This window comes from Rhodococcus sp. NS-SX18 (assembly GCF_057367935.1).
On the sequence record NZ_CM170633.1, the window covers coordinates 2241489 to 2267093 of the forward strand.

Here is a 25605-nt window from a genome sequence, read left to right on the forward strand (position 1 = left end):
GCCCGGCGGTCTACGCTCGTTTCCGGCGTGGCGTGGGCCTTGGCTGTGAGCACCGGCGCGGGAGCACTGCCGGTCGCGCCTGGCCGCCTACAGGGTCCCGCGACGGGTGGTGGTGGTGGACGACCTGCCGCGCTCCCTGATCGGGAAAGTGCTGCGCCGGCAGGTCCGCGCTTCTCTCCTCCCCGGCTGATCCTTCCGGAGCCGTGTGGGCCGCGACTGCGGCGTCCCTCACGAAGTTCGTACGGCGGATGGCGCCGCAAACCACCCTGCCCGTAGTGTTTGTGCGTTCCACGCAGCGTGATGCGCGTTGCAGACAGTGCCGAAAGATGGGAAGTGCCGGTGTCCAGTGCTGCCGATGACGAGACCAACTACCTGGTCGGGCTCAATCTGCGGGGCCGGCGAGTGGTGGTGGTCGGCGGCGGTACCGTCGCACAGCGGCGGCTCGGCCTGCTCGTTGCCGCCGGGGCGCACGTGCACGTGATCACCCGTGCCGCGACACCCGCCGTCGAGGGCATGGCGACCGCCGGGCAGATCACCCTGGAACTGCGCGACTACCGCGCCGGGGATCTCGACGGCGCCTGGTATGCCATCGCCTGCACGGACGAACCGGACACGAATGCCGCGATCGTCGCGGAGGCAGAACGCGACCGCGTCTTCTGCGTCCGGGCCGACAACGCCCGTCGCGGCACCGCGGTGACCCCGGCCACCGCCCACTACGACGGGATGACCGTCGGTGTGCTGGCCGGCGGCGACCACCGTCGCTCCGCGGCCGTGCGCACCGCGATCCGCGAGGCCCTGCAGTCCGGCGCCGTCGTCGCAGACGCCGAACCCGCCCGTCCCGGGGTCGCGCTGGTCGGCGGTGGGCCGGGTGATCCCGACCTGATCACCGTCCGCGGGCGGCGCCTGCTGGCCCGGGCCGACGTCGTCGTCGCCGACCGGCTGGCCCCGCCGGAGCTGCTCGCCGAGCTCGGCCCGCACGTCGAGGTGATCGACGCCGCCAAGATTCCTTACGGCCGGGCGATGGCGCAGGAGGCCATCAACCAGGCCCTGATCGACGGCGCGAAGGCCGGGAAGTTCGTCGTCCGGCTCAAGGGGGGCGACCCGTACGTGTTCGGTCGCGGCTACGAGGAACTCGAGGCATGCGTTGCCGCCGGGGTGCCCGTGACGGTCGTGCCCGGCATCACCAGCGCCATCTCGGTACCCTCCGCGGCCGGGATCCCGGTCACCCACCGCGGGGTCACCCACGAGTTCGTCGTGGTCAGCGGGCACGTGGCCCCGGACCACCCGGATTCGCTCACCGATTGGGGTGCGCTCGCGCGCCTGCGCGGCACGCTGGTGCTGCTGATGGCGGTCGAACGGATCGAGCAGTTCGCCGCCGCCCTGCTCGAGGGGGGCCGCCCCGCGCAGACGCCGGTCACCGTGATCCAGGAGGGCACGCTGCGCACCCAGCGGGTGCTGCGGGCCGATCTGGAGACCGTCGCCGCCCGGGTCCGGGAGGAACAGATCCGCCCGCCGGCCATCGTCGTCATCGGGCCGGTGGCCGCGTTCGACGCCGGGCCGGTGGCCGAGGTCGCCTCGGACGCTCGGTAACGTTGATCCACATGGCCGAAACCTCCTCGCCCGTGAGCTACCCCGTCACCACACGTGCGCTGGGTCTGGCGATCGTCGTCCTCAGCGGCCTGCAGCTGATGGTCGTGCTCGACGGCACGGTCGCCAATCTCGCGCTGGCTCCGTTGCAGGAGGACCTCGGCCTGAGCGACGCGGGCCGCAACTGGGTGCTCACGTCGTACGCGCTGAGCTACGGCGGTCTCATGCTGCTCGGCGGACGTCTCGGCGACGCCTTCGGTCGCAAACGCATGTTCATCGCCGGCGTCGGGCTGTTCACGGTCGCCTCGCTGCTGTGCGGGCTCGCCGTCAACGAGGGCACCCTGGTCGCGGCCCGCGCGCTGCAGGGCGTCGGCGCCGCTGTGGCCTCGCCCACGGCCCTGGCGCTGGTCGCGACCACTTTCGCGCCCGGACCGGCCCGCAACCAGGCGATCGCCATCTTCGCGGCCATGACCGGCGTCGGCTCGATCGCCGGGCTGATCATCGGCGGCGCACTGACCGAGGTGTCCTGGCGCTGGATCTTCCTGATCAACGTGCCGATCGGGATCCTGATCGTGACCCTGGCCGTGATCGCGCTCCGCGAGACCGCCGCCGAGCGGCTGCCGCTCGACGTACCGGGCGCGGTGCTCGCCACGCTCGGCTGTACCGGTCTCGTCTTCGGGCTCACCGAGGGCCCGGAGATGGGGTGGAGCAGCCCGGCGGTGGTCGGCGCGCTGCTCGCCGGTACTGCGCTGCTCGCGGTGTTCCTCGTCGTGGAGCGCCGCGCCGAGAACCCGCTGCTGCCGTTCGTGCTGTTCCGCAATCCCGACCGGGTCGCGACGTTCGTGTCGATCTTCTTCGCCGGTGCCGTCATGTTCAGCCTCGCCGCGTTCGTCGCCCTGTTCGTGCAGGACATCCTCGGGTACTCGCCGCTGCAGGCCGGTCTGGCGTTCGTGCCCTTCGCCTTCGGGCTGGGCGCCGCCGCTGCCGTCGCGTCGAAGCTCGCGGTCCGGGTGCGGCCCCGGTGGCTCGTCGTCACCGGAGCCCTGATCATGGCGGTCAGCCTGCTGTACGGGTCGACCATGTCGCACACCGTCGCGTACGTGCCGACGCTGTTCGTCCTGGTGCTCGTCGTCGGTTTCGGCGTGGGCCTGGCCGTGGTCCCACTGCCGCTGTGTGCGATCGCCGGCGTCGGCTCGCACGAGATCGGCCCGCTCGCCGCGATCGCCCAGGTGGCGCAGACGCTCGGCGGCCCGATCGGTCTCGCCGTGATCGGCGCGATGGCCACCTCCCGGACCCTGTCCCTGGGGGGTACGTCCGGCGCCGTCGCCGACATGGACCCCGCACAGCTCTACGCGCTGGGGGAGGGCTACCTGTTCGCGCTCGTCGGTTGCGCGGTGTGCGCCGTGATCGCGGGGGCTGCGGCGCTGTTCATCCGGTTCACCCCGGAGCAGGTCGCGCAGGCCCAGGAAGCGGAGAAGGCGGCGCAGGGTACATAGGCCTCCGCCGGCGAAGGCACAGGGTACATAGACCTCCGCCGGCGAAGGCACAGGGTACATAGACCTCCGCCGGCGAAGGCACAGGGTACATATACCTCCGCCGATGAAGGCACACGGTACCCAGACCTCCGCCCCCGTGGTCGCCGGGGTGTGACCGCCGTGCGCTTCGGGTAGCCCGAGCACATGCTGTCCGCCCTCACCGATCGGGTCCGATACTCGGCGTCGTGGACGGTACGCGCGGTCCGCGAACGAGGCCACGAGCGCCATATCGCCACCCAGGCCGCCAAGGCGTCCGTGGCTGCGATGATGGCCTGGCTCGTCGCCGCCGAGTGGCTCGCGCTGCCGCAGGCCTATCTCGCGCCGTACGTCGCGGTGTTCCTCGTCGAGACGACGGTGTTCCGCTCGGTCCGGCAGGCGCTCGTGCAGATGGCGATCGTCCTGTCCGGGGTACTGCTCGCCGCGGCGGCGATCACGCTCGTGCCCGGGACGACGCTGTCGATCGGTGCAGCCGTGCTCGTCGGCTGGTTCGTCGGCCGGTGGCGGGTGTTCGGCACCAACGGGATCTGGGTGGCGATCACCGCTCTGTTCGTCATCGCGACGGGCGTCGCGGGCGATCCGGTGATGTTGGGAGATCGGTTGATCGAGACCGCCATCGGCGCGGTCTGCGGACTCGTGGTGACGGCGGTGCTCTTCCCGCCCCTCTACCCGGTCGGAGACGAAGTCGAGGCACTCACCCGGGAGACCCGGTCCCTGCTGGGCGACATGGCCGCCGGGACGGGCGACGACGCGGGACCCGGCCCCGGGGGCTGGGCGCGTCGGGCGGAGGAGATCGACCGGATGATGGAACGCGCGGCGGAATCGTCGCAGTGGGCACGCGAGAGCGCACGGCTCAACCCGCGCCCGATCGCGGACCGGGTCCGGGATCAGGCCACGGCGTCCCAGGACATCCTGGGCCGGATGTGGTACGCCGTGCCCGCGCTGCGCGAACTCGCACGCGTCGCCGAGTCGGCGTCGGACGGTGTTCTCGCCGAGGCGGACGACGCGTCGCGCTGCACGGTGCCCGCCCTCCTGACGGCCCTCGCCGAGCTCGTGGACCGGATCGGGGACGCCGGCGACGACCCCGTCCGATTCGACGAGGCCCGCGACCGGTGCGCCCATCGGCTGGCCGAACTGCAGCGCTCGGCGGCCGGGTCCGGCGATCCGCACGTGGCGGCCGTGCTCGGAAGCTTCTGGCACCCGGCGCACCGGTTCCTCACCGCCGTGCAGGACACCGGGCGCACACCGCAGTCAGGTCAGGATCACCAGTTCGGTGGCTGACGCCGTCTCCACCCGCAGACCCGCGCGGGCCGCGACCCGGGCGACACCGTCGACGTCCGCCGGCTCCGCGCGGGTCAGCACGAGCGCACGTGCCAGCAGGCCCTTGTGGTGCTTGTTGAAGTGGCTGACCACCTTGCGGCTGCCGTCTCGCTGCTCGGTGAGCACAGTTGCCGTGACCGCACCGGGAACAGGTCCGAGCTGCTGATACACCCCCGACCGCAGGTCCACAACGAGTTCCCCGGCGGCCTCCGTGGACAGTGCGTCGCTCAGTTCCGGGCGCCACCACGACGCGAGGGTGCCGAACCCGGGCAGCTTCGATCCGCCCGACAGGCGGTATGCCGGGACGGGATCGCCCGCACGGACCGCGCCGAACAGCGCCGACCCGATCGCGAGCCGCCGGTAGGCCTTCTCTCGCTGCGTCCTGGTGAATGCGGCGGCGTCGAGGGCGTCGAACAGCACCCCCGTGTATCGCGCGAGCGCCGGCCGCGTGGGTGAGACCCACAGCTTGGCATTGCGCTCGATCTCGTCCGCCTGCGTGGGACCCAGGCCGAGCGCCACGGTCGACGCCTCGTGGTCCGCGGCCAGGTCGACGAGCGCCTGCACGAGCGCCTCGCGGGTCGCGGTCAGCTGCGGCATCGACAGTTCGCCCAGGTCGAGGGGCGCACCGTCGCCGCCGTCGGACTTGGTTTCGGAAGGAGGCAGAAGCACCAGCACAAGCGGTAACCGTACCGAGGCCGGTCCGGGGGCGGCAGGTAGGCTGCTCTCCCGTGATCACCCGCATGTCGCACCTGTTTCTCCGCACCCTCCGCGACGATCCGGCCGACGCCGAGGTCGCCAGCCACAAACTGCTCGTGCGCGCCGGCTACGTCCGCCGCATCGCTCCGGGGGTGTACTCGTGGCTGCCGCTGGGTCTGCGGGTGCTGCGGCAGGTCGAGCGCGTCGTTCGCGAGGAGATGAACGCCATCGGCGCGCAGGAGATCTCGCTGCCGGCGCTGCTGCCGCGCGATCCCTACGAGACCACGAATCGGTGGACCGAGTACGGCGACGGGTTGTTCCGGCTGCACGACCGCAAGGGCGCCGACTACCTGCTCGGTCCCACCCACGAGGAGATGTTCGCGCTCACCGTCAAGGGTGAGTACAACTCCTACAAGGATTTTCCGGTCACGCTGTACCAGATCCAGACCAAGTACCGGGACGAGGAGCGGCCGCGTGCCGGGATCCTCCGCGGCCGCGAGTTCGTGATGAAGGACTCCTACAGTTTCGATCTCACGGACGAGGGCCTGGCCGAGTCCTACCGAGCCCACCGGGACGCCTACGAGCGGATCTTCGCGCGTCTCGGGGTGAAGTACGTGATCGTCTCCGCGACCTCGGGCGCGATGGGCGGCAGTGCGTCGGAGGAATTCCTCGCCGAGAGCGAGGTGGGTGAGGACACGTACGTGCGCTGCCTCGAGTCGGGTTACGCCGCGAATGTCGAGGCGGTGCGCACTCTGGCTCCGGAACCGGTCGCGTTCGACGAGCTGTCCGAGCCGGTCGTGCACGACACGCCCGACACCCCGACCATCGAGACTCTCGTCGAGTGGGCCACCGGTGCGCTCGACCGTCCGGTGACCGCCGCCGACACTCTGAAGAACATCCTCGTCAAGACGCGGCGACCCGGCGGGGAGTGGGAACTGCTCGGTATCGGCATCCCCGGCGACCGGGAGGTCGACGACAAACGGCTCGGGGCGGCGCTCGAGCCGGCCGAGTACGAACTGCTCACGGACGCCGACTTCGCGGCCCACCCGTTCCTCGTCAAGGGATACATCGGTCCGAAGGCCCTGCTGGACAACGGGGTTCGCTACCTCGTCGATCCGCGGGTCGCGGACGGCACGTCGTGGATCACCGGCGCGGACGAGCCCGGCAGGCACGTCGTCGGACTCGTCGCGGGCCGGGACTTCGTCCCGGACGGCACGATCGAGGCCGCCGAGGTGCGCGACGGTGATCCGTCGCCCGACGGTGCCGGACCGCTCGTGTCGGCGCGTGGCATCGAGATCGGCCACGTCTTCCAGCTCGGCCGCAAGTACACCGACGCCTTCGCCGTCGACGTGCTCGGTGAGAACGGCAAGCCGGTGCGCCCGACCATGGGCTCCTACGGTGTCGGCGTCTCGCGGCTCGTCGCGGTGATCGCCGAGCAGCAGCACGACGACAAGGGCCTGCGTTGGCCGTCCGAGGTCGCTCCCTTCGGCGTGCACCTGGTGATCGCCAACAAGGACGAGGCGGCCCGGGAGGGCGCCGAGAACCTGGCGGCCGAACTCGACAAGGCCGGCGTCGAGGTCCTGCTCGACGATCGCAAGGCCTCGCCCGGGGTGAAGTTCAAGGACTCCGAACTGCTCGGCGTGCCGCTGGTGGTCGTCGTCGGGCGGGGTTGGGCGGACGGCAAGGTGGAGCTGCGCGACCGGTTCGGCGGCGAGTCCCGCGAGGTACCGGCCGACGAGGCGCTGCAGGAGATCCTCGGTCGCTGAGACGCGTCCCGCCGTCGGCCCCCACAATCGGTGTCATGACCGACCACGACACCGCCGACGACTGGGCCGCCACGGACAGCTACCTCGCCGAGCTCCTCGTCGGCGACGACCCCGCCCTGACCGCGACGCTCGAGGCCAACGCCGCAGCCGGGTTGCCGCCGATCGACGTGGCTCCGGTGCAGGGCAAGTTGCTGCACCTGCTGGCCCGGATCCGTGGTGCGCGGCGCATCCTCGAGATCGGCACGCTCGGCGGATACTCGACCATCTGGCTGGCGCGGGCCGTCGGCGACGACGGACGCGTGGTCACCCTCGAGTACGAACCGCGGCACGCCGAGGTCGCCCGCGCGAACCTCGACCGCGCCGGGGTGGGGGAACGCGTCGACGTCCGGGTCGGCGCCGCCCTCGACCTCCTGCCGTCCCTCACGGACGAGGCCCCGTTCGACCTGGTCTTCGTCGACGCCGACAAGGAGAACAATCCGCACTACGTGCGGTGGGCGCTGCGGCTCGGCCGGCCCGGGACCGTGATCGTCGTCGACAACGTCATCCGGGGCGGGTCGGTGACCAATGCCGACCTCGACGACGAGCGCGTGCGCGGCGCCCGGGAGGTGCTCGAACTCATGAGGGCGGAGCCCCGTCTCGACGCGACCGCGCTGCAGACCGTCGGCGCCAAGGGGTGGGACGGCTTCGCGCTCGCCGTGATGACCGGCTGACCTGCCGCGCGGGGCGGCTCAGGGTTGCCCGGGCAGCGCGACGGACGGCGGGGCGATTCCGAGGTTGGCGCGCCAGCGTGCCGCCCGCATCGCCGACTCGGTGAGCGCCTCGATCGCCGCGCCGCGGGTGTGTTCGCTGCGTGCCCGCTCGACGACGGAACGCCACGCCACTGCGACATCGGTCTCGATCTGTACTGCCAGCTGTGCCGCCGAGACCGGATCGGTCACCGGGAAGGGCGTGGTGTACCCGGCGGCAGCGGTGGGTGGGGTCACGGCCGCTGCCCGCAGCGCATCCGTCGTGGCATCGCGCCGGGCGCGGTGGGCGGCGGTGTCGGCCGAGACCTCGGCCGCACGGGCGGGGTTGGAGAAGGCGGCGACGACCCCGTAGCCGAACACCGCGGCGTACTCGGCGTTCAATGCGTCCACGAGGGCCTGCTGTTCGACGCCCAGCGATTGCGAACTCACGGCAGCAGCACCTCCGTGTGCACGGCGCACGCGGCGCTGATCGAAGCCAGCAGGCCCGCGCGGTATCCCTGCAGGGTGCGGGCGAGATCGGCGGCGGCGCGGCGGGAGGTGCCCAGCCGGTCGCGCAGCAGATCGAGGGTCGGTGGATCCGCGGCCGGAGCGACGGTCGTCGTCGTGACGCCCGACACCGTCGGGTCGGTCCCGGCGAGCCGGGCCACTTCGGCGTCCAGGGTCTGGGCGTGGGTCGTGCGTTCGGCGGCGACGGCCTGCAGCGTCTGCGCGCGGTCGGGCAGCAGCGCGACGAGCAGGGCGGCGGTCGCAGCGTCGACGCGCGCCCGCTCGGCCTGCGCGATCAGCGGATCGACCTCCCCGGTGCCGTCGTCCTCGCCGGCCGCGCAGCCGGCGACGGTGAGCGCGCCGAGGCCGCCGAGAGCGGCGCCGGACCACCGCAGCACGGTGCGGCGGGATACGGGCGGTGAGGATGCGGGCGTCGGCACCGCACCATCGTGCCAGCCCGGTCTGTGCGGAGCCGACGGTGGTCGGGCCGCAGGGGTTGGTCACGGGGCCGTCGAATGCGCGATACCCTGGGATACCTGCCGGTCCGCTCGTGCGCCGGCATGTCGTCCGCTGCGATCACAACTGAACGAGGAGCTTGTCGCGATGCCGGTGCCGCCCCCGGAGAGAATTGCCGAACTCGTCTCCGGACCGATCGAGCGCGAGGGATACGACCTCGAGGACGTCGTGGTCACGTCTGCGGGCAAGCACAGCACGGTGCGGCTGTTCGTCGACAGCGACACCGGGTTGAGCCTCGACGAGGCCGCTCGGCTGAGCACGCTCCTCTCGGAGGTCTTCGACTCCGTCGCCGATTTCGGCGAGTCGCCCTACGTGCTCGAGGTGACCAGCCCCGGCATCGGCCGCCCGCTCACCCTCGAACGGCACTGGCGCCGGTCCCAGGCCCGCAAGGCGCGGATCGAACTGGACGACGAGACGATCGTCGGCCGCATCGGTGAGCTCGTCGGGGACGAGGTCCGGATCGTCGTTCCCGGCCGCGACGGGCCGTCCGTGCGGGTGCTTCCGCTCGCCGATGTGCGGCGCGCCGTCGTCGAGGTCGAGTTCAAGGCGCCGAATCCGCGCGAACTCGAACTCGCGGGCGGGGTGCCGGACGGCCGGGCGCGTGCCGGCGAGATCGCCGAGAGCGACGGCGAGGATCCGGACGACGAGAACGGCACGGACTACAACGGCACGGACGAAGTGAAGGTGGACAAGTGAATATCGACATCGCAGCCCTGAAGGTCCTCGAGGCCGACAAGAACATCCCGTTCGATGCGCTGATCGAGACGATCCAGACGGCCCTGCTCACGGCCTACCGGCACACCGACGGGCACCAGCCGCACGCGAGTGTCGACGTCGACCGCCGGACCGGCGCAGTGCGGGTGATGGCGCAGGAGTTCGACGCGGACGGCAACCTCGTCTCCGAGTGGGACGACACCCCCGAGGGGTTCGGCCGCATCGCGGCGACCACCGCTCGTCAGGTGATCATGCAGCGCATCCGCGATGCCGAGCACGAGCAGCGGTTCGGGGAGTTCGCGACGCACGAGGGCGAGGTCGTCGCCGGCGTCGTCCAACGCGACACCCGCGCCAACGCCCGCGGCATGGTCGTGGTGAAGATCGGTGGCGAGACCACCGGCGCCGAGGGGCTGATCCCGCCGGCCGAGCAGGTGCCCGGCGAGACGTACGAGCACGGCGACCGGATCCGGTGCTACGTCGTAGGAGTCTCCCGGGGGCAGCGCGGCCCTCAGATCACCCTGTCCCGGACGCACCCCAACCTGGTGCGCAAGCTGTTCGCCCTCGAGGTGCCGGAGATCGCGGACGGGTCGGTGGAGATCGTGGCCGTCGCGCGGGAGGCCGGCCACCGTTCCAAGATCGCTGTCCACTCGCGAGTGCCGGGACTGAACGCCAAGGGCGCGTGCATCGGCCCGATGGGGCAGCGGGTGCGCAACGTCATGCGGGAACTCGGTGACGAGAAGATCGACATCATCGACTTCGACGAGGATCCGGCGCGGTTCGTCGGTAATGCACTGTCCCCCTCGAAGGTGGTATCCGTCACAGTCGTCGACCCCGACGCGCGCGCGGCCCGGGTCGTCGTCCCCGACTATCAGCTCTCCCTCGCGATCGGCAAGGAGGGGCAGAATGCCCGCCTGGCTGCGCGGCTGACGGGGTGGCGGATCGACATCCGCAGTGACGCCGCGGCCGGGGGCTCGGAGTCGGCGGGGTCGCCCGCGACAGGCAGGTAGGGGTGGAATGCACGGTTCCCGCCCGATCAGCGGTAGAGTGGTCGATGGCTCAGCATGAGCTGCCCTCGGCCGGCCGAGAGCGCATCGGTCCGGTGCGCACCTGTGTCGGGTGTCGGCAGCAGGTGCTGGCTGCCGATCTGCTGAGGGTCGTGGCGCGGGCGACGGAGCCGACAGGCTTCGTGCTGGTGCCGGACCCGGGGCGGAGGATGCCCGGTCGGGGCGCGTGGCTGCACCCCGATCCGGAATGCCTCGGTCAGGCGGAGCGGCGTCGAGCATTCGGCAGAGCGCTGCGGGTGTCGGGAACAATCGACCCGTCTGCGCTTGTTCAGCTGGTCGGGGTCCGGAACGAGGGGAACTCGGCGTAGCGATACGCGCCGGACCGGGGACACCAACTCTGAGAAGAACAGGTACGAGCACTCATGAGCACACCGTGAAGCACCAGCGATGAACGTCCATCGGAGATAACCCGAGGTCGTGCGGGCACCAGCCGCTCGACCTCATCAGTGAGGAGAGCAGTGGCAGGCAAGGCCCGTGTACACGAGTTGGCCAAGGAACTCGGTGTCACCAGTAAGGAACTTCTCGCCCGTTTGAAGGAACAGGGCGAATTCGTGAAGTCGGCGTCGTCGACAGTCGAGCCGCCGGTGGCGCGCCGACTGCGCGAGTCCTTCGCGAAGGCGAACGGCGACGGCTCAGCCCCGTCGGCAGCAGCCCCCAAGCCCGGGGCGCCGCGCCCCGGTCCCCGTCCGGCAGCGCCCGCGCAGGCCGCGCCGGCACCCACCCCGGCCCCGCAGCCGGAAGCCGCCGCCCCGGCGCCGAGCCCGGCTCCGGCGGTGCGTCCCGCCGCGTCCGGCCCCAAGCCCGGTGCTCCGCGCCCGGCCGCCCCGAAGCCGGTCACCCCGGAGGCCCCGGCCGCGCAGGCCGCCCCGCAGGCACCGGCCCCGCAGGCACCGGCTCCGCAGGCACCGGCTCCGCAGGCGCCGAGCCCGGGCCCCAAGCCGGGCGGTCCCCGTCCCGGTCCCAAACCGCCGCGTGTCGGCAACAACCCGTACTCGTCCGCGCCCGCGGAGCGGCCTGCGCCGCGTCCTGGCGCCCCGCGTCCGGTTCCCGGTCAGGGTCGTCCTGCGGCCGGTCCCGGCGGTGCCCGTCCGGCCCCCGGTCAGGGTCGCCCCGCGGCCGGTCCCGGCGGTCCCCGTCCGGCCCCCGGTCAGGGTCGCCCCGCGGCCGGTCCCGGCGGTCCCCGTCCGGCCCCCGGTCAGGGTGGCCCCCGGCCGTCCCCGGGATCGATGCCTCCGCGTCCCAACCCGGGCGCGATGCCGCAGCGTGCTGCGCGACCCGGCCCGACCGGTCGTCCCGGTCGCCCCGGTGCCCCCGGTGGGCGTCCGGCCGGCGGTGGCGGCGGATACCGCGGTGGTGGCGGCGCTCCCGGTGCCGGTGCCGGCGCCGGTGCTCCCGGTGGATTCCGCGGTCGTCCCGGAGGCGGCGGTGGTGGTGCCGGTCGCGGTGGCCGCGGTGGAACCGCGGGTGCCTTCGGCCGTCCCGGTGGCGCTCCGCGCCGTGGTCGCAAGTCGAAGCGGCAGAAGCGGCAGGAATACGATTCGATGCAGGCACCGTCGGTCGGCGGTGTGCGGCTGCCGCGCGGCAACGGCGAGACCATCCGTCTCGCTCGCGGGGCATCGCTGTCCGACTTCGCGGAGAAGATCGATGCGAACCCGTCGGCACTGGTGCAGGCGCTGTTCAATCTCGGTGAGATGGTCACGGCCACTCAGTCGGTGAACGACGAGACCCTCGAGCTCCTCGGCTCGGAGATGAACTACAACGTTCAGGTCGTCAGCCCCGAGGACGAGGACCGCGAGCTGCTCGAGTCGTTCGACATCACCTACGGCGAGGACGAGGGCACCGAGGAAGACCTCGTGCAGCGCCCGCCGGTGGTGACCGTCATGGGTCACGTCGACCACGGCAAGACCCGCCTGCTCGATACGATCCGCAAGGCCAACGTCCGCGAGGGCGAAGCCGGCGGCATCACCCAGCATATCGGCGCCTACCAGGTGATGACCCACCTCAACGGCGAAGACCGGCTGATCACCTTCATCGACACCCCGGGTCACGAGGCGTTCACCGCCATGCGTGCCCGCGGCGCGAAGTCGACCGACATCGCGATCCTCGTGGTCGCGGCCGACGACGGCGTCATGCCGCAGACGGTGGAGGCGATCAACCACGCTCAGGCTGCGGACGTGCCGATCGTGGTTGCGGTGAACAAGATCGACAAGGAGGGTGCGAACCCTCAGAAGATCCGTCAGCAGCTCACCGAATACGGCCTGGTCACCGAGGAGTACGGCGGCGACACCATGTTCGTCGACATCTCGGCGAAGCAGGGCCTGAATATCGATCAGCTGCTCGAGGCCGTGCTGCTCACCGCGGACGCGTCCCTCGACCTGCGGGCCAACCCGGACATGGAGGCGCAGGGCGTCGCGATCGAGGCGCACCTCGACCGTGGCCGCGGCCCCGTGGCCACCGTCCTGGTCCAGCGCGGCACGCTGCGTGTCGGCGACTCGATCGTCGCGGGCGACGCGTACGGCCGGGTCCGCCGAATGGTGGACGAGCACGGCGACGACGTCCTCGAGGCCTCGCCCTCGCGGCCGGTCCAGGTCATCGGCTTCACGTCGGTGCCCGGCGCCGGTGACAACCTCGTCGTCGTCGAGGAGGACCGCATCGCACGGCAGATCGCGGACCGCCGCAATGCGCGCAAGCGCAACGCGCTGGCCGCCAAGAGCCGCAAGCGGATCAGCCTCGAGGACCTCGATGCCGCGCTCAAGGAGCACAACGAGCTCAACCTCATCCTCAAGGGCGACAACGCCGGAACGGTCGAAGCCCTCGAGGAGGCCCTCATGGGTATCGAGGTCGGGGACGAGGTGCGCCTGCGTGTCATCGACCGCGGTGTCGGTGGCGTCACCGAAACCAACGTCAACCTGGCTGCCGCGTCGAACGCCGTGATCATCGGCTTCAACGTCCGCGCGGAGGGCAAGGCCACCGAGCTCGCCAACCGCGAGGGTGTCGACATCCGCTACTACTCGATCATCTACCAGGCGATCGACGAGGTGGAGAAGGCGCTCAAGGGCATGCTCAAGCCCATCTACGAGGAGGTCGAGCTCGGCCGCGCCGAGATCCGGGCGATCTTCAAGTCGTCCAAGGTCGGCAACATCGCGGGCTGCATGGTCCAGTCCGGCATCGTCAAGCGCAACGCGAAGGCCCGTCTGCTCCGCGACAACAACGTCGTCGCCGAGACGGTCACCATCTCCTCGCTGCGGCGCGAGAAGGACGATGTGACCGAGGTGCGGGAAGGCTTCGAGTGCGGTCTGACGGTCACCTACTCCGACATCAAGATCGGTGACGTGATCGAGGCGTACGAGCTGCGCGAGAAGCCGCGCGACTGACGCGGCCGGATACACCCGACGGTCTCGTCGGCGGCGGTGGGCGAGAGGATCGCCCGCCGCCGTCGGCGTGCCGGAGATCGGCACCGCACGACATCGGAGGACGGATGTATCTCGGGGCTCTGGAATTGGACGTTCTGCTCGGCGACGTGCGCTCGCTCAAGCAGAAGCGGTCCGTGATCCGCCCTGTGCTCGCCGAGCTGCGGCGGATGACGGTCAGTGCCGCCGAGACCGGTGACCAGGACCTCTACCGCCGCGCCGAGATCGGGGTGGCGGTGGCCGCGTCCGCGGTGCCGTACCTCAACGAGGTGCTCGACACGTGCGAGCGGCTCGTCGCCGAACGCCCGGAGTTGCAGCTGCTCTCCGTGCGGCGAAGGATTTTCGGTCCGGAGGACTGACCGGACCGGTCGAACAACATGTGGTCGCCGCCGGCGGCCGGGGAGAGGAACCGACTGACATGGCCGATCCAGCACGGGCACGTCGACTGGCCAAGCGCATCGCCACGATCGTCGCCACGGCCATCGATCACGAGATCAAGGATCCGCGGCTGGCGTTCGTCACGGTGACCGACGCGAAAGTCACCGCCGATCTGCACGACGCCACCGTCTACTACACGGTTCGCGGCGAGAATCTGGACGCCGAACCCGACCTCGCCGCGGCTGCCGCCGGCCTGGAGAAGGCCAAGGGCGTGCTGCGCTCGAAGGTGGGGGCAGGAACCGGAGTGCGATTCACCCCCACGCTGACCTTCGTCACCGACACCGTGCCGGACACCGCCCGGCACATGGAGGAACTTCTCGAGCGGGCACGGGCTGCCGACGAGGAGCTGGCCAAGGCCCGCGAGGGTGCCGCTCCGGCCGGCGAGCCCGACCCCTACAAGGAGCCCCGGACGCGGCCCGACGGTGACGACCTGTCAAGGCCCGACGACGGTGACGACCTGTAGCGCACCGATGGCCGAATCGACGCAGGCCGCCACCGCGGTCGATCTCCACGACGCCGTCGCGCTCCTCGAGGACGCGACTTCGGTGACGATCCTCTGCCATGTCCAGCCCGACGCCGACACCTTCGCCTCCGGCCTTGCCCTCGGCACGGTGCTCGAGCGGCGCGGCACTCCGGTGCAGGTGGCGTTCGCGTCTCCGGCTGCCGTCCCGGCCTCGATGCGCGACCTGCCCGGCGGGCACCTCCGGGTGCCAGCCGGGCAGGTCCGTCACGAGGTCGATCTCCTCGTCACCGTGGACTGCGGCACGGTCGGCCGGCTCGGGCAGCTCGCGGGCCGCCTGGCCGGAGCGAAGCGCATCCTGGTGATCGACCACCACCGCTCCAACACCCGATTCGGCACCCACAACCTGATCGACGAGGCCGCCGAATCCACCACCGCCGTGCTCGCCGAACTGTTCGACGAGTGGGGCGTGGAGATCGACGCGGATCTCGCCCACTGCCTGTACGCGGGGCTGGTCACCGACACCGGCTCGTTCCGCTGGGGGCGTGCGGGCGCGCACCGCCTGGCGGAACGGCTGCTGGCGACCGGGATCGACGGCGCCGCGATCACCCGCCGGCTCCTCGACACCCATCCGTTCGGGTGGCTGCCCATGCTGTCGAAGGTGCTCGCATCGGCGACGCTCGTCCCCGATGCCGCCGGCGGTCGTGGCCTCGTCCACGCGACCGTGCGCCGCGCGGACTCCGCGCAGCTGGGGGCCGAGGAGATCGAGAGCGTCATCGACATCGTCCGGACGACGGCTGAGGCAGAGGTCGCCGCCGTGTTCAAGGAGTGCGGGCCGGACGTGTGGACGGTCTCGCTGCGATCGAAGCGGCACATCGACGTTTCCGCGACCGCCGCCGCGCTCGGTGGGGGCGGGCACCGGTTCGCATCCGGCTACACCGCGTACGGCGACCGCGACCTGATCGTCGCGGCCCTGCGCGCGGCACTGGACTGACGATGCCGGCGCCGCAGGACACCGCCGGCCCGGAACCCGACGCAGCGTCCCACGTCGTCCCCGAGGCCACCGCGGGGCGCATCTTCGGGCTCGCGGTGCCGGCACTCGGGGTGCTTGCCGCCGAGCCGCTGTACCTGCTGTTCGACATCGCCGTCGTCGGCCGGCTCGGCGCCCTGGCATTGGCCGGGCTGGCCATCGGCGGCCTCGTCCTCGCCCAGGTCAGCACCCAGTTGACCTTTCTGTCCTACGGCACGACCGCGCGGGCCGCCAGATTCCACGGCGCCGGGCGGCGGGACGCCGCCGTCGCCGAGGGGGTGCAGGCCACCTGGCTCGCACTCGGCGTCGGGACGGCGATCCTGATCATCGGCCAGCTCCTGGCAGCACCGGTGGCTGCGCTGATCGCCGGCGACGAGCAGATCGCCGAGGCCGCGGTGTCGTGGCTGCGGGTCGCCCTGTTCGGCGCGCCGCTGATCCTCGTGGGTCTCGCCGGCAACGGCTGGATGCGCGGAGTACAGGACACCGCCCGCCCCCTGCGGTACGTGCTCGCCGGGCTCGCGCTCTCGGCGGTACTGTGCCCGCTGCTCGTGCACGGCCTGGCCGGAGCTCCCCGCTGGGAACTCGCCGGCTCCGCCGTCGCCAACGTGGCCGGCCAGAGTGTGTCCGCAGCGCTGTTCGTCGTGGCACTGCTCCGGGCGGGTGTGCCGCTGCGGCCACAACGGACGGTGATCGCCGCACAGTTGCGGCTCGGCCGCGACCTGATCGCCCGCAGTCTGGCGTTCCAGGCGTGCTTCCTGTCCGCGGCCGCGGTCGCCGCCCGGTTCGGGGCGGCCGCCGTCGCAGCGCACCAGGTGGTACTGCAGTTGTGGAACTTCGTCGCGCTCACCCTCGACTCGCTCGCCGTCGCCGCTCAGGCGCTCGTGGGTGCGGCCCTGGGGGCCGGAGCCCGCGCCGATGCGAAGCGCCTGGCGTGGCGGATCACCGCCTGGTCCACGGTGTTCGCCACCGGTCTGGCGCTGGTGTTCTCGCTGGGCGGCGACGCGATTCCGGCGCTGTTCACCAGCGATCCCGGGGTGCTCGAGCAGATCGACGTCGCCTGGTGGTTCTTCGTCGCGCTCCTACCCGTCGCCGGCGTGGTGTTCGCGCTCGACGGCGTGCTGCTCGGCGCCGGCGACGCAGCCTTCCTCCGCACCGCCACGCTCGCGTCCGCACTGTTCGGATTCCTGCCCGTCGTGTGGTGTTCGCTGGTGTGGGACTGGGGTCTCGCGGGTATCTGGACTGGGCTTACGGTGTTCATAGTGTTCCGGATGGCGGCCGTTGTATGGCGGACGCGGTCGGGGCGGTGGGCGGTGACCGGTGCGGACCGGCAGGCCCGGTTCCCGCACGAGACGGCGCGCGACGAGACGAAGAAGGAGAGCCGGTGACGGGGAAACTCTGGGCGGTCAGCGACATCCACGTCGGGCACCGAGGCAATCGCCCCGTCACCGAGGATCTGCACCCCGAATCGCCGGACGACTGGTTGATCGTCGCCGGCGACGTCGCCGAGAAGTCCGACGACATCCGCTGGGCGCTGTCGCTGCTGCGCAGCCGTTTCGCGAAGGTGATCTGGGTTCCCGGCAACCACGAACTGTGGACCACCGCCAAGGACCCGGTGCAGATGCACGGCGCCGCCCGGTACGACTACCTGGTGACGATGTGCCGCGAACTCGACGTGCTCACCCCGGAGGACCCGTACCCCGTGTGGCACGGCGAGGGCGGGCCGGTGACGCTCGTGCCGATGTTCCTGCTCTACGACTACTCGTTCCTTCCCGAGGGCACCGCGACGAAGGCCGAGGGCCTGGCGCTGGCCCGCGAACGCAACGTCGTCGCCACCGACGAGTTCCTCCTCGCGCCCGACCCGTACGTCACCCGGGACGTGTGGTGCCGCGTACGGCTCGACGAGACCCGCAAGCGTCTCGACGCCCTCGATCCGTCGCTGCCGACGGTACTGATCAACCACTTCCCGCTGGTGCGCGAGCCCACCCGGATGTTGTTCTATCCGGAGTTCGCCCTGTGGTGCGGCACGACCGAGACCGCCGACTGGCACCTGCGCTACCGCGCCCTCTGTGCCGTGTACGGGCACCTGCACATCCCGCGCACCACCTACTACGACGGCGTCCGCTTCGAAGAGGTCTCCCTCGGCTATCCGCGGGAATGGCAGCGCCGGGGCCTGCCGGAGCGGCTGCTGCGCCAGATCCTGCCCGTGCCGGAATACCCCCCGGGATCGTTGAACAAGTGGGGCGGACACTTCCGGGTCACCCCCGAGATGGAAGCCGAAGTCGAGAAGATGCGTGCTGCGCGCACTGCACAGAACATGCGCGCGGGGCGCGCTGCACAGAACATGCGCGCGGGGCGCGCTGGGGAGTTGCGATGACCGACCCGACCACCGCGACCCGCACCGGGCTGATCGGCCGGATCCTGCCCGACGGGATCGCCGCCGCGGAGTTGTTCGAGGACCCGCCCGGTCTGCGGCCGCACCCGCAGGAGGAGCCGCTGGTCGCCCGTGCGGTGGACAAGCGCCGGCGGGAGTTCGCCGGGGCGCGGCACTGCGCCCGGCTGGCCATGCGGCAGCTCGGGGTGGAACCCGGGCCGGTGCTCAGGGGCGACAAGGGGGCACCGGTCTGGCCGCGGGGGGTCGTCGGCAGCCTCACCCACTGCGACGGTTACCGCGGCGCCGTCCTGGCCTATGCGTTGCAGGTGCGGTCGCTGGGCATCGACGCCGAGCCGCACGGCCCCCTTCCGGACGGGGTGCTCGACGCGGTCTCCCTGCCGCAGGAGCGCACCTGGCTCGCGGGCACCGATCCGAGCCTGCACATGGACCGCCTGCTCTTCTGCGCCAAGGAGGCCACCTACAAGGCGTGGTTCCCGCTCACCGGACGCTGGCTGGGTTTCGAGGACGCCCACATCACGTTCGAGCGCGACGCCGCGGCCGCCCCGGGCGCAGCCGCGTCGGGCACGTTTCGTTCCGAGCTGCTCGTCCCCGGAGACACCCGGACGGGTGCCCCCCTGGCCGCGTTCGACGGGCGGTGGCTGATCGCCGACGGGCTGGTGCTCACGGCGATCGTCGTGCGCTGACGTCGCAGCCGTCGTGGCAGAATCGGGCCCCGTGTCTGCCTCCGAGAATCCCGCCCTCACCCGTGCCGGCCTGCTCGTCGTCGACAAGGACGAGGGCATGACGAGCCACGACGTGGTGGCCCGCTGCCGGCGGTTGCTCGGCACCCGCAAGGTCGGTCACGCCGGCACCCTGGATCCGACGGCGACGGGCGTGCTCGTCCTCGGGGTGGAGCGCGCGACGAAGATCCTCGGCCTGCTCGCCCTCACCACCAAGGCGTATGCGGCGACGATCCGGCTCGGACAGAGCACCGTCACCGACGACGCCGAAGGCGAGGTGCTCGCGACCACCGACGCCGCCGCCGTCACGGACGAGGCGATCGCGGCGGCCGTCGCCGCGCTCACGGGAGACATCTCCCAGGTGCCCGCCAGCGTCAGCGCGATCAAGGTGGACGGCAAGCGTGCCTACGCCCGGATCCGCGAAGGGGAGGCCGTCGAGCTGGCGGCCCGGCCGGTCACGGTCTCCCGCTTCGCGGTGCTCGCCCGGCGTGAGGTGCGCGCGGACCACGGCGACGGGTGTTTCGTCGACCTCGACGTCGAGGTGGAGTGCTCGTCGGGCACCTACATCCGGGCACTCGCCCGCGATCTGGGGGCCGCGCTGGGTGTCGGGGCGCATCTGACCGCGCTCCGCCGCACCCGTGTCGGTCCGTTCGGACTCGAGCACGCCCGCACGCTCGCCCAGCTCGAGGACGACCCGACCGTGAGCCTGGACATCGACGCCGCGATCCGGACGGCGTTCCCGTGCCGGGACGTCACCGTCGAGGAGGCGGCACTGCTCGCGAACGGCCGCTGGCTGGACCCGGTGGGCATTGCCGGCGTGTACGCGGCGATCGACCCGTCCGGTCGTGCCGCGGCGTTGCTGCAGGAGAAGGGCAGGCGGGCCTCGGCCGTGTTCGTCGTGCGCCCGGCCACCATGTAGCGGTGTAGCCGCCTACACCAGCCAGATCGCGTCGGCCGCGGGGTGCCCGAGGTCGACCGTGTTGCCGCTGTCGCCGCCGATGCGGACCGAGACGGTGCCCGCGAAGTCGCGGCGTTCGACGACGCGGATGTCGGTGTCGAGGGCGATGCCCACGTCGTCGAAGTAGCGCAGCATCGCCGGGTCCGCGTCGGAGATGCGGGCGACCCGGCCGTGCTCGCCGTCGACGAACGCGCTGAGCTGGCGGGCCGGCGGTGTGGGAATCGTGCCGTCGTCCGCCGGGATCGGATCGCCGTGCGGATCCCGTTCGGGATGGCCGAGCTTGGCGTCGATCGCGGCGACCAGACGGTCGGAGACGGCGTGTTCGAGTACCTCGGCCTCGTCGTGCACCTCGTCCCAGCCGTAGCCGAGTTCCCGGACCAGATACGTCTCGATCAGGCGGTGCTTGCGGACCATGGCCACGGCCGCCGCGCGCCCGGCCTCGGTGAGGGAGATCGCGCCGTAGCGAGCATGGTCGACGAGACCCTGCTCGGCGAGCTTGCGGACGGCCTCGGAGACGGTCGAGGCCGACACTCCGAGCTTCTCGGCCAGCAGCTTCGTCGAGACCTTCTCGCCCGACCATTCCCGGACGGTCCAGATGATCTTGAGATAGTCCTGCGCGACCGGTGTCAGCATGTCCGCCGCCGGCACTTCGGTCGTCCCACTCCTGTCGCCCACGAGGACAGCTTAGGCAAGTCTCACCGTGGAATCATCCGGCTCGCGCAGCCGAGCGCGCCGTCGCAGGGCCCCGGTGACGAGTCCCTGGTGGGGCGAGAAGAGGTAGGCCGCCGTGAACACGATCGCCTGGGCCAGGACGACGACGCCGCCGGTGGAGGCGTCGGTGTAGTAGCTGACGTACACGCCGGTCGCCGACGTCAGCGCAGCCAGGGTGGGAGCGAGCACCAGCATTCGCGACAGCCGTTCGGTGAGCAGGTACGCCGTCGCACCGGGGATGATCAGCATCGCCACGACGAGGATGACCCCGACGGCCTGGATGGCCGCGACGATGGTGACCGCCAGCAGCGCGAGCAACAGCGCGGACAACCGGGCCGGGGAGATCCCGAGGGCATGGGCCTGCCCCCGGTCGAACGCGAACAGGGTGAGGTCGCGGCGCTTGGTGATCAGCACGACGAGGACGACCACTGCCAGCGCGGTGACCTGCCACATGTCAGCGGTGGCCAGGCCCAGCAGGTTGCCGAACAGCACGTGGTGCAGGTCCACCTGACTCGGGTTCTTCGAGATCAGCACGACACCGAGGGCGAACAACGTCGTGAACACCACGCCGATCGCGGCGTCCTCCTTGACCTTGGTGGTGTTGCGCACGAGTCCGATCAGAGCGACGGCGGCCCCGGCGAACAGCAGAGCACCCAGGGCGAACGGCGCTCCCACCAGGTAGGCCAGCACCACGCCGGGCAGGACGGCGTGGGAGACGGCGTCCCCCATCAGCGACCACCCGATGAGTACGAGCCAGCAACTGAGCAGAGCACACACGATCGTGGCCGCCACCGCGACGACCAGCGCGCGCTGCATGAAGCCGTACTGGAGCGGTTCGACGATCAGTTCGACGAGGTTCACCGTGCCTCCTGGGCGACGTGGGGGGCCGGCAGGGGGTCGACGCCGAAGGCGCGCGCGAGGTTCTCCGGCCGCAGCACCTCGTCCGGGGAGCCGTGGACGAGGATGCGCCGCTGCAGCAGTGCGGCCTCGTCGCACAGCGACGACAGTCCGGCGAGGTCGTGGGTGGCGACGAGGATCGTGTGCCCCGAACCGGCGAGGTCGCGGATCACCTCCGTCAGAGCAGCCTCGGTGCGCTTGTCCACGCCGGCGAACGGCTCGTCGAGCAGGAGCAGGGGAGCGCCCTGGGCGATGGCACGGGCGACGAAGACGCGCTTGCGCTGACCTCCCGAGAGCTGCCCGATCTGCCGCTGCACGTAGGTCGCCATGTCGACGCGTTCGAGCGCGGTCCGGACGGCGGCGTGGTCGGCGGGCCGCGGCCGGCGCAGCCAGTTCTGGCGACCGTACCGGCCGGTCATCACGACTTCGCCCACGCTGATGGGGAAGTCCCAGTCGACGGCCTCGCTCTGCGGCACGTACGCGACGGCACCGGCCTTCCGGGCGGTGAGGGTGTCGGTTCCGCCGATGGACACGGTGCCGGCGCTCGGCCGCACGATGCCCATGATCGCTTTGAAGAGGGTGGACTTGCCGGAGCCGTTGGTGCCGACGAGCCCGCACACCCGGCCGGGGGTGAGAGTCAGGTCGACGCCGTCGAGCGCCGTGACGGTGCGATAGTGCACGCTGAGCCGCGAGACGGCCAGGGCGGGGGCGGATGTCGCGGTCATGGGCGCAGCCCTTCGGTGATGGTGCGGACGTCGTGCCGGAGCAGGTCGAGGTAGGTCGGCACGGGACCGTCCGGCTCGGAGAGCGAGTCGACGTACAGGATTCCACCGAACCGAGCCCCGGTGTCCTCGGCGACCTGCCGCTGGGCCTTGTCCGAGACGGTGGACTCGCAGAACACGGCAGGCACGGCGTTGGCCCGGACGAAGTCGACGGTGCGGGCGATCTGCTGTGGGGTGCCCTGCTGGTCGGCATTCACCGCCCACAGGTAGGCCTCCCTCAGGCCGGCGTCGCGGGCCAGGTAGCTGAAGGCCCCCTCGCAGCTGACCAGTGCCCGGTGGTTCGGCGGCAGCGCGGACAGCTCGGCGACGAGCTCTTCGTGCAGGGCCTGGAGTTCGGTGCGGTACGCCGCAGCGTTGGCGGCGTAGTCTGCGGCGTGCTCGGGGTCGAGGTCGGTGAAGGCAGCAGCGATGTTGTCGACGTAGGTCTGGGCCGCCAACGGGGACATCCACGCGTGCGGGTTGTGCCGCCCCGCGTAGGCGTCCTCGCCGATCGGCAGCGGCACGACCCCGTCACTGAGCACGGCGTGGGCCGCGTCGGTATCGGCGAGGAACTGCTCGAACCAGCGCTCGAGGCCGAGGCCGTTGTCGAGGACGAGGTCGGCGCGGGAGGCGTAACGCAGGTCACCCGGTGTGGGTTCGTAACCGTGGATCTCGGCGCCGACCTTGGTGATCGACTCGACCTGCAGGTGCTCCCCGGCGACGTTGCGGGCCATGTCCGCGAGCACCGTGAAGGTGGTCAGTACCAGGGGCCGGTCGTCGTCGGAACTCTGCGCCGAGGCGCAGCCCGCCAGCATCGTCGTGGCCGCGAGGGCCACGAAGATTTTGCGTAATCCAACGAAAATGTTCGGCATGCCGAAATTATGGCGGGGCGCGGGCGGAGTTGTCCATGCGGCGCCCCGGGCGAGCCGGAGATGACCGTCCGGCCGCCGGGTCGTAGGCTGCAGCTTGTGCAGAGATGGCGAGGTCTCGACGAAATTCCTGCGGATTGGGGTCGTTGTGTCCTGACGATCGGCGTGTTCGACGGTGTGCACCGCGGACATCAGCAGCTGATCGCGCGGGCGGTGAAGTCGGCGAAGGAGCGCGGCACGGCCAGCGCCCTGATGACGTTCGACCCGCACCCGATGGAGGTCGTCCGGCCGGGCAGCCACCCGGCGCAGCTCACGACCCTGGCGCGACGTGCCGAACTGGCCGAGGAACTCGGCATCGACGTCTTCTGCGTCATGCCGTTCACCCCCGAGTTCATGAAGCTGTCCCCCGAGCGGTACGCCCACGAGATCCTCGTCGAGCGGCTCCACGTCGCCGAGGTCGTCGTGGGCGAGAACTTCACCTTCGGCAAGAAGGCCGCCGGCAATGTCGACCTGCTGCGCACCATCGGCGAGCGTTTCGGCTTCGCCGTCCAGGGCCTGACCCTGCTCAGCGAACATGCGGTGACGTTCTCGTCCACCTACATCCGCTCGTGCGTGGACGCCGGCGACGTCGTCGCCGCGGCCGACGCGCTGGGCCGACCCCACCGCGTCGAGGGTGTCGTGGTGCACGGAGACGGCCGGGGCCGCGATCTCGGCTTCCCCACGGCGAACGTCGCGCCGCCCATGTACTCGGCCATTCCCGCGGACGGCGTCTACGCGTGCTGGTTCACCGTCCTCGGCCCGGGCAGCGGTGGCCTCGGCACCGTCACGCCGGGGGAGCGGTACCTCGCGGCCGTATCGGTGGGCACCAACCCGACCTTCTCCGGGCGTACCCGCACCGTCGAGGCGTTCGTCCTCGACGAGGAGGCCGACCTGTACGGCCAGCACGTCGCGGTGGACTTCGTGGAGCGGCTGCGCGGGATGGAGCGGTTCGAATCGGTGGAGGCCCTTGTCTCGGCGATGCACCGCGACGCCGAGCGGGCTCGCGAAGTGCTCGAGCGCGCTCGCGGCTAGGGGCCGTTCCGGCCCGGGATCGCGCCCCGATCGGGGACAATTTCCGGTGTGTCGATACGTCAGTGGCGGCACGCGCGCCTGACCTGGGCAGATGCCGCGAACTACTACGAGTCGAAACCGGGGCGGCCGACCGACTGGTCCGCATTCGTCGTGTTCGACGAGCAAGACGGGACTGTTCGCGGCCCCGGGGACGCGATCGCTCACCTGCGTTCCCGGGCGCATCTGCTGACGGCGCTGGACCGGCGGATCGTCGAGGCGCCCGGCCGGCTGGACTACCCGTACTGGGTGCGGGCGCAGCTCCCGCCCGAGCAACGTATCGAGTACCGCGAGTGGGCCGGCGGCTCGTTCACGGACTGCATCGACGCCATCGCCGACCTCTGCGCGGACCCGCTGGACGTCCGGCGGCGTGCGTGGTGCCTGCACGTCATCGCCGGGGTGTCCGACCCCGACGACCCGACGACGACCGTGACGGTCGTCGTGCTGCAGGTCAGTCACGCGGTGATGGCAGGCTCGGCGTTGGGCGCCTTCCTCGGCGCACTGTTCGGCGCGGACGGGCAGCCACTGCGCGTTCCCGGTCTGGCGCCGGCCGCGACGCGCCCGCACCACGTCGCCGCAGCGGTGTCGGGGGTGGCACGATCCGTTCGCTGGTACCTGGGGCTCGGCGCGGTCCTGGTGCGGCGGCCGGCGTCGGCGCGGTCCGCGGACACCCCGGCGGTCCCGTCGCCGGCGGCGCGGTCGATGTGCTCCCGCGCCCCCGGGCGCGACCGGGTGATCCGGATCGTGCGTCCGGACCTGGGCAGTCTCGTCGGCCGGACCTACACCGTGACAGCCATGGGTCTGGCGGCGGTATCCCTGGCACTGCAGCGCTACCTCGGCGAGCACGGCGCGCCCGTCGGCGACGTACACGTCGCGGTTCCGGTCGCGGTGGGCGCGGCCGGTGTCGCGCTGGGCGTCAACCGGCTCACAGCCGCGATCGTTCCGTTGTGCACCGAGGTCGCCGATCCCCGCGACCGGGTGGCGGCTGTGGCCGACGCGCTCGCCCACGAGCGGCGGATCGCGACGTCACCCGAGGTGTTGGACCGCCTCGCGGGCGCGGGTGCGGTGCCGTATCCGGTGTACCGCCGGGCGGCGGACCGGCACGACCGCGCGGCGTCGGCAGGTGCAGCCGCGGGCCCCGCCCGGACGGCGGTCACCAGTGTCGACTGTGGCGGCGAGACCGACTGGACCTACGGCGGCTCGGCATTCCGATTCGTCGCCGGCATCCAGTCTCTGCGTCCGGGGATGGGTCTGGTGCACTCCTTCAGCCGGGCCGGCGATTCGTTCGCCGTCACGGTCATGAGCTCCCCGCTGCTGATGCCGGACCTCGACCGGTACGCGACCCTCCTCGAGGAGGGATTCGCCGAGGTGATCGAGGCCACCGGCGGCCGGCGATCCGGCACCGGCCCCCGGGGTCGAGGGTGAC

25 protein-coding genes are annotated in these 25605 nt (G+C 71.5%); 18 read left to right on the forward strand and 7 right to left on the reverse strand.

Translation table 11 applies throughout. The features are described 5' to 3' along the window. Positions 1–300: 300 nt before the first annotated feature. The 3 genes from cobA to AC2IPW_RS10480 all read left to right on the forward strand — a co-directional run bounded on the left by cobA (position 301) and on the right by AC2IPW_RS10480 (position 4400). A complete protein-coding gene (gene cobA / locus AC2IPW_RS10470) occupies positions 301–1590 on the forward strand; it encodes a uroporphyrinogen-III C-methyltransferase (RefSeq protein ID WP_416063396.1) in 1290 nt (429 codons plus the stop codon). Between the two features lie 11 nt (positions 1591–1601). Then, a complete protein-coding gene (locus AC2IPW_RS10475) occupies positions 1602–3083 on the forward strand; it encodes an MFS transporter (RefSeq protein ID WP_289379223.1) in 1482 nt (493 codons plus the stop codon). A gap of 183 nt (positions 3084–3266) precedes the next feature. After that, on the forward strand, positions 3267–4400 hold the full coding sequence (locus AC2IPW_RS10480) for an FUSC family protein (protein ID WP_416063397.1): 1134 nt from the start codon (positions 3267–3269) through the stop codon (positions 4398–4400). Here AC2IPW_RS10480 and yaaA read toward each other — a convergent pair. Beyond that, a complete protein-coding gene (gene yaaA, locus AC2IPW_RS10485; RefSeq protein ID WP_416063398.1) occupies positions 4371–5114 on the reverse strand; it encodes a peroxide stress protein YaaA in 744 nt (247 codons plus the stop codon). The two genes, AC2IPW_RS10480 and yaaA, sit on opposite strands and share 30 nt — an antisense overlap. Positions 5115–5167: 53 nt before the next feature. Between yaaA and AC2IPW_RS10490 the strand changes: the two genes are divergently transcribed. Then, a complete protein-coding gene (locus AC2IPW_RS10490) occupies positions 5168–6901 on the forward strand; it encodes a proline--tRNA ligase (RefSeq protein WP_486376825.1) in 1734 nt (577 codons plus the stop codon). A 35-nt stretch (positions 6902–6936) separates the two neighbouring features. Next, positions 6937–7611, forward strand: a complete 675-nt coding sequence (locus AC2IPW_RS10495; RefSeq protein ID WP_003938976.1) for an O-methyltransferase — start codon at positions 6937–6939, stop codon at positions 7609–7611. Positions 7612–7629: 18 nt separating this feature from the next. On the opposite strand, the gene AC2IPW_RS10500 is transcribed toward AC2IPW_RS10495, so the two are convergent. After that, the gene (locus AC2IPW_RS10500) at positions 7630–8076 is read right to left on the reverse strand and encodes a ferritin-like domain-containing protein (RefSeq protein ID WP_003938975.1); all 447 of its coding nucleotides are present in this window, start codon (positions 8074–8076) and stop codon (positions 7630–7632) included. Beyond that, positions 8073–8573, reverse strand: coding sequence for a hypothetical protein (locus tag AC2IPW_RS10505; RefSeq protein WP_289379219.1), 501 nt, complete (start codon positions 8571–8573; stop codon positions 8073–8075). The genes AC2IPW_RS10500 and AC2IPW_RS10505 overlap by 4 nt, the downstream gene beginning before the upstream one ends. Positions 8574–8736: 163 nt before the next feature. Between AC2IPW_RS10505 and rimP the strand changes: the two genes are divergently transcribed. From rimP to truB, 11 genes are all read left to right on the forward strand, one after another. After that, the gene (gene rimP, locus AC2IPW_RS10510; protein WP_486376826.1) at positions 8737–9345 is read left to right on the forward strand and encodes a ribosome maturation factor RimP; all 609 of its coding nucleotides are present in this window, start codon (positions 8737–8739) and stop codon (positions 9343–9345) included. Beyond that, the gene (gene nusA, locus AC2IPW_RS10515; RefSeq protein WP_003938972.1) at positions 9342–10370 is read left to right on the forward strand and encodes a transcription termination factor NusA; all 1029 of its coding nucleotides are present in this window, start codon (positions 9342–9344) and stop codon (positions 10368–10370) included. The genes rimP and nusA overlap by 4 nt, the downstream gene beginning before the upstream one ends. A 44-nt stretch (positions 10371–10414) precedes the next feature. Then, positions 10415–10735: a YlxR family protein gene (locus tag AC2IPW_RS10520; protein ID WP_371383080.1), complete on the forward strand. Its 321-nt coding sequence runs from the start codon at positions 10415–10417 to the stop codon at positions 10733–10735. Positions 10736–10885: 150 nt separating this feature from the next. After that, positions 10886–13801, forward strand: a complete 2916-nt coding sequence (gene infB, locus AC2IPW_RS10525) for a translation initiation factor IF-2 (RefSeq protein WP_486376827.1) — start codon at positions 10886–10888, stop codon at positions 13799–13801. A 104-nt stretch (positions 13802–13905) separates the two neighbouring features. After that, positions 13906–14196: a DUF503 domain-containing protein gene (locus tag AC2IPW_RS10530; protein ID WP_003935690.1), complete on the forward strand. Its 291-nt coding sequence runs from the start codon at positions 13906–13908 to the stop codon at positions 14194–14196. A gap of 59 nt (positions 14197–14255) precedes the next feature. After that, the gene (gene rbfA, locus AC2IPW_RS10535; protein ID WP_010592705.1) at positions 14256–14738 is read left to right on the forward strand and encodes a 30S ribosome-binding factor RbfA; all 483 of its coding nucleotides are present in this window, start codon (positions 14256–14258) and stop codon (positions 14736–14738) included. A 7-nt stretch (positions 14739–14745) separates the two neighbouring features. Beyond that, a complete protein-coding gene (locus AC2IPW_RS10540; protein WP_003935688.1) occupies positions 14746–15729 on the forward strand; it encodes a DHH family phosphoesterase in 984 nt (327 codons plus the stop codon). 2 nt (positions 15730–15731) lie between these two features. After that, on the forward strand, positions 15732–17150 hold the full coding sequence (locus AC2IPW_RS10545) for an MATE family efflux transporter (protein WP_486376828.1): 1419 nt from the start codon (positions 15732–15734) through the stop codon (positions 17148–17150). Continuing rightward, positions 17147–18139, forward strand: a complete 993-nt coding sequence (locus AC2IPW_RS10550; protein ID WP_450121796.1) for a metallophosphoesterase family protein — start codon at positions 17147–17149, stop codon at positions 18137–18139. The genes AC2IPW_RS10545 and AC2IPW_RS10550 overlap by 4 nt, the downstream gene beginning before the upstream one ends. Further along, positions 18136–18840: a 4'-phosphopantetheinyl transferase Npt gene (gene npt / locus AC2IPW_RS10555; protein WP_003935685.1), complete on the forward strand. Its 705-nt coding sequence runs from the start codon at positions 18136–18138 to the stop codon at positions 18838–18840. Before AC2IPW_RS10550 ends, npt begins: the two co-directional genes overlap by 4 nt. Positions 18841–18871: 31 nt before the next feature. After that, the gene (truB, locus tag AC2IPW_RS10560) at positions 18872–19795 is read left to right on the forward strand and encodes a tRNA pseudouridine(55) synthase TruB (protein WP_486376829.1); all 924 of its coding nucleotides are present in this window, start codon (positions 18872–18874) and stop codon (positions 19793–19795) included. 12 nt (positions 19796–19807) lie between these two features. Here truB and AC2IPW_RS10565 read toward each other — a convergent pair whose 3' ends face one another. The 4 genes from AC2IPW_RS10565 to AC2IPW_RS10580 are packed head-to-tail and all read right to left on the reverse strand — an operon-like array spanning position 19808 to position 23075. After that, entirely contained in the window at positions 19808–20467 is a 660-nt protein-coding gene (locus AC2IPW_RS10565; protein WP_486376990.1) for a metal-dependent transcriptional regulator, read from the reverse strand. A 51-nt stretch (positions 20468–20518) separates the two neighbouring features. Continuing rightward, positions 20519–21406 carry a metal ABC transporter permease gene (locus tag AC2IPW_RS10570; RefSeq protein WP_003935682.1) on the reverse strand — a complete coding sequence of 296 codons (888 nt, stop codon included), beginning with the start codon at positions 21404–21406 and terminating at the stop codon, positions 20519–20521. Next, the gene (locus tag AC2IPW_RS10575; RefSeq protein ID WP_486376830.1) at positions 21403–22167 is read right to left on the reverse strand and encodes a metal ABC transporter ATP-binding protein; all 765 of its coding nucleotides are present in this window, start codon (positions 22165–22167) and stop codon (positions 21403–21405) included. The genes AC2IPW_RS10570 and AC2IPW_RS10575 overlap by 4 nt, the downstream gene beginning before the upstream one ends. Continuing rightward, a complete protein-coding gene (locus tag AC2IPW_RS10580) occupies positions 22164–23075 on the reverse strand; it encodes a metal ABC transporter substrate-binding protein (RefSeq protein WP_052033936.1) in 912 nt (303 codons plus the stop codon). Before AC2IPW_RS10580 ends, AC2IPW_RS10575 begins: the two co-directional genes overlap by 4 nt. 96 nt (positions 23076–23171) lie before the next feature. Between AC2IPW_RS10580 and AC2IPW_RS10585 the strand changes: the two genes are divergently transcribed. Both AC2IPW_RS10585 and AC2IPW_RS10590 read left to right on the forward strand, forming a co-directional pair. Beyond that, positions 23172–24143 (forward strand): bifunctional riboflavin kinase/FAD synthetase, encoded by a 972-nt coding sequence (locus AC2IPW_RS10585; RefSeq protein ID WP_200863121.1) that lies wholly within the window; start codon positions 23172–23174, stop codon positions 24141–24143. 48 nt (positions 24144–24191) lie between these two features. Further along, positions 24192–25604, forward strand: a complete 1413-nt coding sequence (locus AC2IPW_RS10590; RefSeq protein ID WP_486376831.1) for a wax ester/triacylglycerol synthase domain-containing protein — start codon at positions 24192–24194, stop codon at positions 25602–25604. Position 25605 lies beyond the last annotated feature (1 nt).

Coding starts and splice junctions, on each gene's coding strand:
- AC2IPW_RS10540 (WP_003935688.1), top strand. CDS start 14,746: ATGGCCGAATCGACGCAGGCCGCCACCGCGGTCGATCTCCACGACGCC.
- AC2IPW_RS10575 (WP_486376830.1), bottom strand. CDS start 22,167: ATGACCGCGACATCCGCCCCCGCCCTGGCCGTCTCGCGGCTCAGCGTG.
- AC2IPW_RS10545 (WP_486376828.1), top strand. CDS start 15,732: ATGCCGGCGCCGCAGGACACCGCCGGCCCGGAACCCGACGCAGCGTCC.
- AC2IPW_RS10530 (WP_003935690.1), top strand. CDS start 13,906: ATGTATCTCGGGGCTCTGGAATTGGACGTTCTGCTCGGCGACGTGCGC.
- AC2IPW_RS10475 (WP_289379223.1), top strand. CDS start 1,602: ATGGCCGAAACCTCCTCGCCCGTGAGCTACCCCGTCACCACACGTGCG.
- rbfA (WP_010592705.1), top strand. CDS start 14,256: ATGGCCGATCCAGCACGGGCACGTCGACTGGCCAAGCGCATCGCCACG.
- AC2IPW_RS10520 (WP_371383080.1), top strand. CDS start 10,415: ATGGCTCAGCATGAGCTGCCCTCGGCCGGCCGAGAGCGCATCGGTCCG.
- cobA (WP_416063396.1), top strand. CDS start 301: ATGCGCGTTGCAGACAGTGCCGAAAGATGGGAAGTGCCGGTGTCCAGT.
- AC2IPW_RS10495 (WP_003938976.1), top strand. CDS start 6,937: ATGACCGACCACGACACCGCCGACGACTGGGCCGCCACGGACAGCTAC.
- rimP (WP_486376826.1), top strand. CDS start 8,737: ATGCCGGTGCCGCCCCCGGAGAGAATTGCCGAACTCGTCTCCGGACCG.
- AC2IPW_RS10565 (WP_486376990.1), bottom strand. CDS start 20,467: ATGCTGACACCGGTCGCGCAGGACTATCTCAAGATCATCTGGACCGTC.
- npt (WP_003935685.1), top strand. CDS start 18,136: ATGACCGACCCGACCACCGCGACCCGCACCGGGCTGATCGGCCGGATC.
- AC2IPW_RS10480 (WP_416063397.1), top strand. CDS start 3,267: ATGCTGTCCGCCCTCACCGATCGGGTCCGATACTCGGCGTCGTGGACG.
- AC2IPW_RS10580 (WP_052033936.1), bottom strand. CDS start 23,075: ATGCCGAACATTTTCGTTGGATTACGCAAAATCTTCGTGGCCCTCGCG.